Source organism: Pseudomonas sp. TMW22090, assembly GCF_022496665.1.
Classification (GTDB): domain Bacteria; phylum Pseudomonadota; class Gammaproteobacteria; order Pseudomonadales; family Pseudomonadaceae; genus Aquipseudomonas; species Aquipseudomonas gregormendelii.
This window is the reverse complement of record NZ_SCFH01000002.1, coordinates 638,686-650,917: the sequence shown is the minus strand read 5'-3', so window position 1 is coordinate 650,917 and position 12,232 is coordinate 638,686. Positions and strand designations below refer to the sequence as shown.

Sequence of the window (12,232 nt, the reverse complement as noted above, 5' to 3'; positions counted from 1 at the left end):
GCGGAGCTTGCTTCAGAGGGTAGTTAATTGAACGATATGGCAAAGAATCTGATCCTGTGGTTGATCATCGCGGCAGTCCTGGTGACGGTGATGAACAACTTCTCCAGCCCTAACGAGCCGCAGACCCTCAACTATTCCGACTTCATCCAGCAGGTCAAGGATGGCAAGGTCGAGCGCGTAGCCGTTGATGGTTATGTCATCACCGGCAAGCGCAGCGATGGCGACAGCTTCAAGACCATCCGTCCGGCGATCCAGGACAACGGTCTGATCGGTGACCTCGTGGATAACCACGTCGTTGTCGAGGGCAAGCAGCCTGAGCAGCAAAGCATCTGGACTCAACTCCTGGTGGCCAGCTTCCCGATCCTGGTGATCATCGCCGTGTTCATGTTCTTCATGCGCCAGATGCAGGGCGGTGCAGGTGGCAAGGGCGGGCCGATGAGCTTTGGCAAGAGCAAGGCACGCCTGCTCTCCGAAGATCAGGTCAAGACCACATTGGCTGACGTTGCCGGTTGCGACGAAGCCAAGGAAGAAGTTGGCGAGCTCGTCGAGTTCCTCCGCGATCCGGGCAAGTTCCAGCGCCTGGGCGGTCGCATCCCTCGTGGTGTGCTGATGGTCGGTCCTCCGGGTACCGGTAAAACCTTGCTGGCCAAGGCGATTGCCGGCGAAGCCAAGGTGCCGTTCTTCACCATTTCCGGTTCCGACTTCGTCGAGATGTTCGTCGGCGTGGGTGCGAGCCGTGTTCGTGACATGTTCGAGCAGGCCAAGAAACACGCGCCTTGCATCATCTTCATCGATGAAATCGACGCCGTCGGTCGCCACCGTGGCGCCGGCATGGGTGGCGGTCACGACGAGCGCGAACAGACTCTCAACCAGTTGCTGGTAGAGATGGACGGCTTCGAAATGAATGACGGCATCATCGTCATCGCCGCGACCAACCGTCCGGACGTACTGGACCCTGCGTTGCTGCGTCCGGGTCGTTTCGACCGTCAGGTTGTGGTCGGTCTGCCGGATATCCGTGGTCGCGAGCAGATTCTCAAGGTGCACATGCGCAAAGTGCCAATGGGTGACGATGTCGCTCCTGCGGTGATTGCCCGTGGTACCCCGGGTTTCTCCGGTGCCGACCTGGCCAACCTGGTGAACGAAGCGTCGCTGTTCGCTGCCCGTACCGGCAAGCGCGTCGTCGAAATGAAAGAATTCGAGCTGGCCAAGGACAAGATCATGATGGGCGCCGAGCGCAAATCCATGGTCATGTCGGAAAAAGAGAAGCAGAACACCGCTTATCACGAAGCCGGCCACGCCATTGTGGGTCGCGTAGTGCCTGAGCATGATCCGGTCTACAAGGTCTCCATCATCCCGCGCGGTCGTGCGCTGGGTGTGACCATGTTCCTGCCGGAAGAAGATCGCTACAGCCTGTCCAAGCGTGCGCTGATCAGCCAGATCTGCTCGCTCTACGGTGGCCGTATCGCTGAAGAGATGACCCTGGGCTTCGACGGTGTCACCACCGGCGCTTCCAACGACATCATGCGTGCCAGCCAGATTGCGCGGAACATGGTGACCAAGTGGGGCCTGTCGGAAAAACTCGGTCCGTTGATGTACGCCGAAGACGAGGGCGAAGTATTCCTCGGTCGCGGCGGCGGTGGTCAGAGTGCAAGCTTCTCCGGTGAGACAGCGAAGCTGATCGACTCCGAAGTGCGCAGCATCATTGACCAGTGCTACGGCACCGCCAAGCAGATCCTCACGGACAACCGCGACAAGCTCGACGCGATGGCCGATGCCTTGATGAAGTACGAGACGATCGATGCTGAGCAGATCGACGACATCATGGCAGGTCGTACTCCTCGCGAACCTCGCGACTGGTCGGGTGGTACAGGTAATTCCGGTACTCCTCCGGCAGTGCAGGATCCGCGTCCGGAAACACCGATCGGCGGTCCTGCTGCTGACGTTTAAGGTTTGAAATGACTTCTGTTCAGTCCTCAACCCGGTTGCCTTGCGGCAACCGGGTTCTTGATTTGGCCCATACGCATGTCATGGGCATTCTCAATGTAACTCCCGACTCTTTCTCCGATGGTGGCCGATACAGCCAGCTCGATGCGGCCTTGCGCCATGCCGAAGCGATGGTGGCCGCCGGCGCGACCTTGATCGATGTCGGCGGTGAGTCGACCCGGCCGGGTGCCAGGGCGGTTTCTCCGCTGGAGGAGATCGAGCGCGTAGCGCCTATCGTCGAGCGCATCAGTCGCGAACTCGATGTGATCATCTCGGTGGATACCTCCACCCCGGCAGTCATGCGCGAAGCCGCGCGGCTGGGGGCCGGGTTGATCAATGATGTGCGCTCCCTGCGTCGTGAGGGCGCCCTGGATGCGGCGGCAGCCACGGGCTTGCCCGTGTGCCTGATGCATATGCTGGGCGAGCCTGGGGACATGCAGGATGATCCGCATTATCAGGACGTGACCAAAGAGGTCGGTGAGTTTCTCGCCGAGCGCATGGTCCAGTGTGCGCTGGCTGGAATTCCAGCCGAGCGGGTCATCCTGGATCCGGGCTTCGGCTTCGCCAAAACCCTGCAGCACAATCTAAGCTTGTTCAGGCACATGGAGACTTTGCATGCCCTGGGGCGCCCCCTGCTGGTCGGGGTTTCGCGCAAAAGCATGATTGGTCATGCGTTGAATCGCCCGGTCGGGGAGCGCCTGTATGGCGGCCTGGCACTGGCGGCACTGGCGTGCGCCAAGGGAGCGCGTATATTGCGCGTCCATGATGTAGCCGAAACAGTTGATGTAGTGCGGATGATTACCGCAGTTGAAACAGCCGAATAAGAGTGATGGAGCAACTTATGACTAAGAAATATTTTGGTACCGACGGCATTCGCGGTCGTGTCGGCGAATACCCTATTACCCCTGACTTCATGCTCAAGCTCGGCTGGGCGGCAGGCATGGCCTTTCGCAAGATGGGTGCATGCAAGGTGCTGGTGGGCAAGGACACGCGCATTTCCGGGTACATGTTTGAGTCGGCGCTGGAGGCTGGCCTGACGTCGGCCGGTGCCGATGTGATGCTGCTGGGGCCGATGCCGACGCCTGCCATTGCCTATCTGACCCGTACGTTTCATGCAGAAGCCGGGATCGTGATCAGTGCCTCGCACAATCCCCACGACGACAACGGCATCAAATTCTTCTCCGGCAAGGGCACCAAGCTGCCGGATGAAGTCGAGCTGATGATCGAAGAGCTGCTCGACACCCCGATGACCGTGGTTGAATCGAGCAAGATCGGCAAGGTTTCGCGCATCAACGACGCCTCGGGTCGCTACATTGAATTCTGCAAGAGCAGCGTGCCGACCGGCACCAGCTTTGCTGGCCTGAAGATCGTGCTCGACTGCGCCCACGGTGCGACCTACAAGGTGGCCCCGAGCGTATTCCGTGAGCTGGGGGCTGAAGTCGTAGTGCTTTCCGCCCAGCCCAACGGCCTGAACATCAATGACAATTGCGGTTCGACCCACATGGGCCAGTTGCAGGCTGCAGTACTGGCCGAGCATGCAGACCTGGGTATCGCCTTTGATGGCGATGGCGATCGGGTATTGATGGTCGATCACACCGGGGCCATCGTTGATGGCGACGAGTTGCTCTACATCATTGCCCGCGACCTGCATGAGCGCGACAAGCTGCAGGGCGGCGTGGTCGGTACCCTGATGAGCAACCTGGGTCTGGAGCTGGCACTGGCTGAGCTGTCGATTCCTTTTGTTCGCGCCAATGTCGGTGACCGGTATGTGATTGCTGACCTGCTCGAGCGCAACTGGCTGGTGGGTGGCGAAAACTCCGGGCATATCGTGTGCTTCAGCCACACCACTACGGGCGATGCGATCATTGCGGCGCTGCAAGTGCTGATGGCGCTCAAAACTCGCGCCGAAGGCCTCGCCCAGGCACGCCAGGCGCTGCGCAAGTGCCCTCAGGTGCTGATCAATGTGCGTTTTGGCGGCGGCGCCAACCCGCTTGAACATCCGGCAGTCAAGGAGGCCAGCCAGCGCGTTACTGACGCCATGGCGGGTCGTGGACGCGTGCTGTTGCGCAAGTCCGGTACCGAGCCGCTGGTGCGTGTCATGGTCGAAGGCGAGGACGAAACACAGGTTCGCGGCTACGCCGAAGAGCTGGCAAAGCTGGTTACTGAAGTTTCTGCCTGAATTCGGCTTGCCAGCCTTGATTGTGTTGGGTAACATCTGCGCCCACTTTGACCGACGAGGTACAGCATGCGTCGCCCTATGGTAGCTGGTAACTGGAAGATGCACGGTACCCGCGCCAGCGTCGCTGAGCTGATCAACGGCCTGGGTCAACTGGCCTTGCCAAGCGGTGTTGATGTAGCGGTATTCCCGCCTTGCCTGCATATCAATCAAGTGATTGATGGCTTGAAAGGCCAGCCGATCCAGGTCGGTGCACAGAATGCTGCGGTGCAAGCCCAGCAAGGTGCGTTGACCGGTGAGATCGCGCCGAGTCAGTTGGTGGATGCAGGTTGTACCCTGGTTCTTGTTGGACACTCCGAACGCCGCCAGATCATGGGCGAGCAGGACGGAACACTGATCCGCAAGTTCGCAGCGGCACAGGCATGTGGCTTGATTCCGGTGTTGTGTGTAGGGGAAACCCTCGAGCAGCGCGAAGCCGGAAAAACTCTTGAAGTGGTCGGGCGTCAGCTGGGCTGCATCATCGAGGAGCTGGGTGTTGGTGTCTTTGCCCGGGCAGTCATTGCTTACGAGCCGGTCTGGGCCATTGGCACCGGGCTAACGGCTTCGCCGCAACAGGCGCAGGATGTGCATGCAGCCATCCGCGCCCAGTTGGCGGCAGAAAATTCTGAGGTCGCACAAGGTGTGCGGCTTCTATACGGCGGCAGCGTGAAGGCGGCCAATGCGGTCGAACTGTTCGGCATGCCGGATATCGATGGGGGGCTCATTGGTGGAGCTTCCCTGAATGCAGATGAGTTCGGTGCGATCATTCGCGCCGCGGGAAACTGAAAAAATGCTGGAAACAGTCGTAGTCGTTTTTCATCTGCTGGGTGCATTGGGCGTAGTTGCTCTGGTTTTGCTGCAGCAGGGTAAAGGTGCGGATGCTGGTGCGTCTTTCGGAGCAGGTGCTTCAAATACTGTGTTCGGAAGCCAAGGTTCCTCTACCTTTCTTAGTAAGTTTACTGCTATACTTGCCGCAGGTTTCTTCATAACCAGCTTAGGGTTAGGTTACTTTGCTAAAGAGAAAGCTCATCAGCTGACTCAAGTAGGTTTGCCAAATCCAGCAGTGTTGGAAGTACCAAAGCAACAACCGGCTTCTGATGATGTACCGGTGCTTCAAGAGCAACAGTCGGCTACTCCAGCGACTGACGTGCCTCCAGCTCAAGAGCAGAAGTAAGAAGGGTTTCAAACGTAGTATTGCCGAGGTGGTGGAATTGGTAGACACGCAACCTTGAGGTGGTTGTGCCCATAGGGTGTAGGGGTTCGAGTCCCCTTCTCGGTACCAATTATCAGGAGAGCCCGCTGTTGCGGGCTTTCTTGTAGGTGGAAGGTTACATTGACCCTGGAAGGGATCGGTCGTATACTTCCGCCCCAGCTTTGTCGCGGGGTGGAGCAGTCTGGTAGCTCGTCGGGCTCATAACCCGAAGGTCGTCGGTTCAAATCCGGCCCCCGCAACCAGTTTAAAGAGCCCCTTTTAAGGGGCTTTTTGTTAGCTGGACACTTTCAACGCCGCTGTTCGACGGCGTTTCAAGGATGGGCGTTTCGCCCATTTTTTTATTTTGCACAGCATGCACATACATGCACGAGGGGGTTCAGGTGTCGAGCAAGCTAGAAGAGTTGCAGGCCTTGCTGGCCCCGGTGGTCGTGGCCCTAGGCTATGAATGCTGGGGTATTGAGTTTTCGGCTCAAGGTCGCCACTCAATGTTGCGCGTTTATATCGATAAAGAGGGCGGTGTGCTGGTGGACGACTGTGCCATTGTCAGCCGTCAGATCAGTGGTGTCCTGGACGTTGAAGATCCAATCGCCGTTGAATACACCCTCGAAGTTTCCTCGCCTGGCATGGAACGCCCGCTGTTCACTATTGAGCAGTTTGCAAAATTTGCCGGTGAACAAGTGAAGATCAAGCTGCGCTCGCCTTTTGAAGGACGACGCAACTTTCAGGGCCTTCTGCGCGGTGTAGAAGAGCAGGACGTCGTGGTGCAGGTAGAAGACCATGAGTTCCTGTTGCCGATCGATATGATCGACAAGGCCAACATTATTCCCAGTTTTGACTGAGACGCGGATCCCGCGGATCCAATGGCTTGCGAAAGGCGAGGCGTACGATGAGCAAAGAAGTACTGCTGGTTGTTGAGTCGGTATCCAATGAAAAGGGCGTACCGGCAAACGTAATTTTTGAAGCGCTGGAGCTGGCTCTGGCCACTGCTACCAAGAAGCGTTTCGAGGACGAAGTCGATCTGCGTGTGGAAATCAATCGCCACACCGGTGCCTATGAGACTTTCCGTCGCTGGACGGTCGTCGAAGAAGCGGACCTGGACGATCCGGCTATCGAAACCTGGCCGAGCAAGGTTGCTGAAACGCATCCTGGTGCTCAGGTCGGTGACGTAGTCGAAGAAAAGATCGAGTCCATCGAGTTCGGCCGTATCGCTGCACAGACCGCCAAGCAGGTCATTGTGCAGAAAGTTCGCGAAGCCGAGCGCGCTCAGGTCGTTGATGCTTATCGCGAGCGCCTGGGAGAAATCATCTCCGGCACCGTGAAGAAAGTGACCCGCGACAACGTGATCGTCGACCTGGGCAACAACGCAGAAGCGTTGCTGGCTCGTGAAGACATCATCTCCCGCGAAACTTTCCGGGTTGGCGTGCGACTGCGTGCGCTGCTCAAGGAAATCCGCACCGAGAACCGCGGCCCGCAGCTGATCCTGTCGCGTACCGCGCCGGAAATGCTGATCGAGTTGTTCCGCATCGAAGTGCCGGAAATCGCTGAAGGCCTGATCGAAGTAATGGCTGCATCCCGTGACCCGGGTTCGCGTGCCAAGATCGCGGTCCGCTCCAAGGACAAACGCATCGACCCGCAGGGCGCTTGCATTGGTATGCGCGGTTCGCGCGTCCAGGCAGTGTCGGGCGAGTTGGGCGGCGAGCGTGTGGACATCGTCCTGTGGGACGACAACCCTGCTCAGTTCGTGATCAACGCCATGTCCCCGGCTGAGGTTGCGGCAATTATCGTTGACGAGGATGCCCATGCAATGGACATCGCCGTTGGCGCAGACAATCTGGCTCAGGCCATCGGTCGCGGAGGTCAGAACGTGCGTCTGGCCAGCCAGTTGACTGGCTGGACCCTGAACGTGATGACCGAATCGGACATCCAGGCTAAGCAGCAAGCAGAAACCGGCGACATCCTGCGCAACTTCATCGACGAGCTGGAAGTCGACGAAGACCTGGCACAGGTGCTGGTAGATGAAGGCTTCACCAGCCTGGAAGAGATTGCCTACGTACCGGTGGAGGAAATGCTCAACATCGATGGCTTTGACGAAGAAACCGTCAACGAGCTTCGCGCTCGTGCCAAGGATCGTTTGTTGACCAAAGCCATCGCTACTGAGGAAAAGCTGGCAGACGCCCATCCGGCCGAAGACCTGCTCTCGCTTGAGGGTATGGACAAGGATTTGGCGATGGAACTGGCGGTGCGCGGCGTAATTACCCGCGAAGACCTGGCCGAGCAGTCTATTGACGATCTGCTCGACATCGACGGCATTGACGATGATCGTGCCGGCAAGTTGATCATGGCCGCCCGAGCCCATTGGTTCGAGTAATTAGGCGCGGCCTGAGGAGAGAAGTGCATGACGCAAGTCACGGTGAAACAACTGGCCGATGAGGTCAAAACACCGGTAGAGCGCCTGTTGCAGCAGATGCGTGAGGCAGGTCTGCCGCACACCGCCGCCGAAGAACATGTGACTGACAGTGAGAAGCAATCTTTGCTGACTCACTTGAAAAGCAGCCACAAGGCGAAAGTGGAAGAACCACGTAAGATCACGCTGCAGCGTAAAACCACCAGCACCCTGCGTGTTGCTGGCAGCAAAAGCATCAGCGTTGAAGTACGCAAGAAGAAAGTTTTCGTACAGCGCAGCCCGGAAGAAATCGAAGCCGAGCGCAAACGCGAACTGGATGAACGTCGCGCAGTAGATAATGCTGCTCGTCAGAAGGCTGAAGAAGAAACCAAGCGTCGCGCCGAAGAAGAAGCGCGTCGCCAGCCAGCTACTGCGCAAACCGCTACCAACGACGCAGTCGCGGCTCCTGCTGCGGCCGCCGAACCTGTGCGTGAAAGCGCTCCGGTTGTGGCTGCTGCTCCAGCACCGTCTGCAGACGTTCGTAACAAGCAGAACGAACAGCGCCGTCCGGACAAACCACGTGCAGACGATAACAATCGTCGCAGCGGTGGTGGCGATGGCGAGCGCAAAAACGCTCCGCATCGTGCCTCGGTCAAAGAGAAAGCGCCTGCTCCACGGGTTGCTCCACGTACTACCGACGAAGAAAGCGATGGCTTCCGTCGTGGTGGTCGCGGCAAGGCCAAGCTGAAAAAACGCAACGCCCACGGTTTCCAGAGCCCAACCGGCCCTGTCGTGCGTGATGTGCAGATCGGCGAGACCATCACTGTTGGCGATCTCGCCAATCAGATGTCGGTCAAGGCTGCTGAAATCATCAAGTTCATGTTCAAACTGGGTACTCCAGCGACCATCAACCAGGTGCTGGATCAGGAAACTGCTCAGCTGGTAGCCGAAGAACTGGGCCACAAAGTGACCCTGGTCAGCGACACCGCCCTGGAAGATTCCCTGGCCGAGTCCCTGAAGTTTGAAGGTGAGACGTTCTCCCGTGCGCCAGTTGTGACCGTAATGGGCCACGTTGACCATGGTAAGACTTCCCTGCTCGACTACATCCGTCGTGCCAAGGTAGCTGCTGGCGAAGCCGGCGGTATCACCCAGCACATCGGTGCGTACCACGTTGAAACCGAACGCGGCATGGTCACCTTCCTTGACACCCCGGGTCACGCCGCGTTTACCGCCATGCGTGCTCGTGGTGCCAAGGCGACTGACATCGTGATCCTGGTAGTTGCAGCGGACGACGGCGTGATGCCGCAGACCATTGAAGCTGTCCAGCACGCCAAGGCTGCCGGTGTTCCACTGGTGGTTGCAGTGAACAAGATCGACAAGCCGGGCGCTGATCTCGATCGCATCCGTAGCGAACTGTCGGTTCACGGCGTGACTTCGGAAGAGTGGGGCGGCGACACCCCGTTCGTATCGGTTTCGGCGAAAGTCGGTACCGGCGTGGACGAGTTGCTCGAAGCTGTCCTGCTGCAAGCTGAAGTCCTTGAATTGAAAGCGACTCCTTCGGCTCCTGGCCGTGGCGTCGTGGTTGAATCGCGTCTCGACAAAGGTCGTGGCCCGGTTGCAACCGTTCTGGTTCAAGACGGTACCCTGCGCCAAGGCGACATGGTACTGGTCGGTTCGAACTATGGCCGTGTACGTGCCATGCTCGACGAGAACGGCAAGCCAATCAAGGAAGCCGGTCCTTCCATCCCTGTCGAGATCCTCGGCCTGGACGGTACCCCGGACGCTGGCGACGAGATGAGCGTGCTGTCGGACGAGAAGAAAGCCCGTGAAGTGGCTCTGTTCCGTCAAGGCAAGTTCCGCGAAGTCAAACTGGCTCGCGCTCACGCCGGCAAGCTGGAAAACATCTTCGAGAACATGGGCCAGGCAGAGAAGAAGACGCTTAACATCGTCCTCAAATCTGACGTCCGTGGTTCGCTGGAAGCGTTGAACGGCGCCTTGAACGGCCTGGGTAACGACGAAGTGCAAGTGCGTGTTGTCGGTGGCGGTGTAGGTGGTATCACCGAGTCCGACGCCAACCTGGCACTGGCCTCCAACGCTGTACTGTTCGGCTTCAACGTGCGTGCCGATGCTGGCGCTCGCAAGATCGTCGAGCAGGAAGGTCTGGATATGCGTTACTACAACGTGATCTACGACATCATCGAAGACGTCAAGAAAGCCCTCACCGGTATGCTGGGCAGCGATGTTCGCGAGAACATCCTGGGTATCGCTGAAGTGCGTGACGTGTTCCGCTCGCCGAAGTTTGGCGCGATCGCCGGTTGCATGGTGCTCGAAGGTGTCGTTCACCGTAACCGTCCAATCCGTGTACTGCGTGAAGACATCGTTATCTTCGAAGGCGAGCTGGAATCCCTGCGCCGCTTCAAGGATGACGCTGCCGAAGTACGTGCCGGCATGGAATGCGGTATCGGCGTGAAGAGCTACAACGACGTCAAGGTCGGTGACAAGATCGAAGTCTTCGAGAAGGTTCAGGTTGCTCGCAGCCTCTAACTCGCGCACTTCAAGGGCCACGCCAGGCCGCCGCATGCAGATGCGCGGCCAGGTGTCAGGACTCTAAACGCAACGCCCGGTCTGGCTTCTGTCAGGCCGGGCGTTTGCCGCTTTCAGACCACACGGGTTTCACCGTGGGGCAGCAACAGGTAACAAGACATGGCAAAAGAATACAGCCGTACCCAACGTATCGGCGATCAGATGCAGCGTGAGCTGGCACAGCTGATCCGTCGTGAAGTCAAAGACCCGCGCGTCGGCCTGGTCACCATTACAGCTGTTGAAGTCAGCCGTGACGTCGGTCACGCCAAGATCTTCATCACCGTGATGGGCCAGGACAACGCCGAAGACATCGCGCAAAGCATCAAGGTGCTCAACTCCGCCGCAGGTTTCCTGCGCATGCAGCTGGCCCGTGAAATGAAATTGCGCAGCGTTCCGCAGCTGCACTTCCACTACGACGAAAGTGTCGTGCGTGGCGCGCACCTGTCGGCCCTGATCGAACGTGCGGTGGCTGAAGACAGTCAGCGCCCGGTAGCGGCTGAACCCGAAGACGCCAAGGAGTAATCGGTGGCTCAGGTCAAACGTATCCGTCGTAACGTCAGCGGCATCATCCTGCTCGACAAACCGCTGGGGTTCACCTCCAACGCGGCGTTGCAGAAGGTTCGCTGGTTGCTGAACGCCGAGAAGGCCGGTCACACCGGCAGCCTCGATCCGCTGGCCACCGGTGTATTGCCGTTGTGCTTCGGGGAGGCGACCAAGTTTTCGCAATACCTGCTCGATTCCGACAAGGCCTATGAAACCCTGGCGCAGCTGGGCAAGACCACCACCACGGCGGATGCCGAAGGTGAGGTTTTGCAGGAGCGCCCGGTGACCGTTGGTCGCGTCGATATCGAAGCGGCTTTGCCAAAATTCCGTGGGCAAATCAGTCAGATACCGCCTATGTACTCGGCGCTCAAGCGTGACGGGCAGCCGCTGTACAAGCTGGCTCGTGCAGGCGAAGTAGTGGAGCGTGAACCGCGTTCTGTTACTATTGCGCGCTTGGAATTGCTGGCCTTCGAAGGCGATACTGCGCGGCTGGCGGTGGATTGCAGCAAAGGCACCTATATTCGTACCCTCGTGGAGGATATCGGTGAGCAACTCGGTTGTGGCGCTTACGTTGCAGAATTGCGACGTACCCAGGCCGGGCCTTTCACGCTGGCCCAGACTGTTACGCTTGAAGAGCTGGAAGCGGTACATGCCGAGGGCGGTAACGAAGCGGTCGATCGCTTCCTGATGCCATCGGACAGCGGCCTGCTGGATTGGCCACTGCTGCAGTTTTCGGAGCACAGCTCGTTCTACTGGCTTAACGGCCAGCCGGTACGAGCCCCGGACGCGCCGAAGTTCGGCATGGTACGGGTACAGGATCACAATGGTCGCTTCATCGGTATCGGTGAAGTGAGCGAAGACGGGCGCATCGCGCCGCGTCGACTGATTCGGTCAGAATGACCGGACGAGGGTGGCTGTTAATAGGCACGGTCACTACTCATTTTTAGATACAGGGATTTGTCCCTGGCCTATTGAGACTGTTTTTCTGAAACAGTTTCCTGATAAAAGGATTGCCTCATGGCTCTCGACGTTCAAGAAAAAGCTCAAATCGTTGCCGACTACCAGCAAGCTGTTGGTGATACTGGTTCTCCAGAAGTGCAAGTTGCACTGCTGACCCACAACATCAACAAACTGCAAGGTCACTTCAAGGCCAACGGTAAAGATCACCACTCCCGTCGTGGTCTGATCCGCATGGTAAACCAGCGTCGTAAGCTGCTGGACTACCTGAAAGGCAAAGACGTGAGCCGTTACAGCGCTCTGATCGGTCGCCTGGGTCTGCGTCGCTAATAAGCGATTGCGCTATGAGGTTGGT

At 58.3% G+C, this 12,232-nt stretch carries 11 protein-coding genes and 2 tRNA genes; all 13 read left to right on the top strand.

What is annotated here, in order from left to right:
• Nucleotides 1-36 precede the first annotated feature (36 nt).
• The 13 genes from ftsH to rpsO all read left to right on the top strand — a co-directional run bounded on the left by ftsH (nt 37) and on the right by rpsO (nt 12,207).
• Complete coding sequence (gene ftsH, locus EQV97_RS09095; RefSeq protein ID WP_122837463.1) at nt 37-1,947, top strand: ATP-dependent zinc metalloprotease FtsH; 1,911 nt, start codon at nt 37-39, stop codon at nt 1,945-1,947.
• Between the two features lie 8 nt (nt 1,948-1,955).
• Nucleotides 1,956-2,807 (top strand): dihydropteroate synthase, encoded by an 852-nt coding sequence (folP, locus tag EQV97_RS09090; RefSeq protein ID WP_122837464.1) that lies wholly within the window; start codon nt 1,956-1,958, stop codon nt 2,805-2,807.
• 17 nt (nt 2,808-2,824) lie between these two features.
• Entirely contained in the window at nt 2,825-4,162 is a 1,338-nt protein-coding gene (gene glmM / locus EQV97_RS09085) for a phosphoglucosamine mutase (RefSeq protein ID WP_122837465.1), read from the top strand.
• Nucleotides 4,163-4,228: 66 nt separating this feature from the next.
• Entirely contained in the window at nt 4,229-4,984 is a 756-nt protein-coding gene (tpiA, locus tag EQV97_RS09080; RefSeq protein ID WP_240888840.1) for a triose-phosphate isomerase, read from the top strand.
• A gap of 4 nt (nt 4,985-4,988) precedes the next feature.
• Nucleotides 4,989-5,372 (top strand): preprotein translocase subunit SecG, encoded by a 384-nt coding sequence (gene secG, locus EQV97_RS09075; protein WP_240888839.1) that lies wholly within the window; start codon nt 4,989-4,991, stop codon nt 5,370-5,372.
• 22 nt (nt 5,373-5,394) lie between these two features.
• Nucleotides 5,395-5,480: transfer RNA gene (locus EQV97_RS09070), tRNA-Leu, on the top strand.
• Between the two features lie 96 nt (nt 5,481-5,576).
• Nucleotides 5,577-5,653 (top strand) — tRNA-Met (locus EQV97_RS09065).
• 138 nt (nt 5,654-5,791) lie between these two features.
• Nucleotides 5,792-6,250 carry a ribosome maturation factor RimP gene (gene rimP / locus EQV97_RS09060; protein ID WP_010463487.1) on the top strand — a complete coding sequence of 153 codons (459 nt, stop codon included), beginning with the start codon at nt 5,792-5,794 and terminating at the stop codon, nt 6,248-6,250.
• A 47-nt stretch (nt 6,251-6,297) separates the two neighbouring features.
• Entirely contained in the window at nt 6,298-7,779 is a 1,482-nt protein-coding gene (gene nusA / locus EQV97_RS09055) for a transcription termination factor NusA (protein ID WP_045060041.1), read from the top strand.
• Nucleotides 7,780-7,806: 27 nt separating this feature from the next.
• A complete protein-coding gene (infB, locus tag EQV97_RS09050; RefSeq protein ID WP_122837467.1) occupies nt 7,807-10,338 on the top strand; it encodes a translation initiation factor IF-2 in 2,532 nt (843 codons plus the stop codon).
• A gap of 159 nt (nt 10,339-10,497) precedes the next feature.
• Nucleotides 10,498-10,899: a 30S ribosome-binding factor RbfA gene (gene rbfA, locus EQV97_RS09045; RefSeq protein WP_045060039.1), complete on the top strand. Its 402-nt coding sequence runs from the start codon at nt 10,498-10,500 to the stop codon at nt 10,897-10,899.
• Nucleotides 10,900-10,902: 3 nt separating this feature from the next.
• A complete protein-coding gene (gene truB / locus EQV97_RS09040) occupies nt 10,903-11,820 on the top strand; it encodes a tRNA pseudouridine(55) synthase TruB (RefSeq protein ID WP_045060038.1) in 918 nt (305 codons plus the stop codon).
• 117 nt (nt 11,821-11,937) lie between these two features.
• Complete coding sequence (gene rpsO, locus EQV97_RS09035) at nt 11,938-12,207, top strand: 30S ribosomal protein S15 (RefSeq protein WP_028623136.1); 270 nt, start codon at nt 11,938-11,940, stop codon at nt 12,205-12,207.
• Nucleotides 12,208-12,232: the final 25 nt, after the last annotated feature.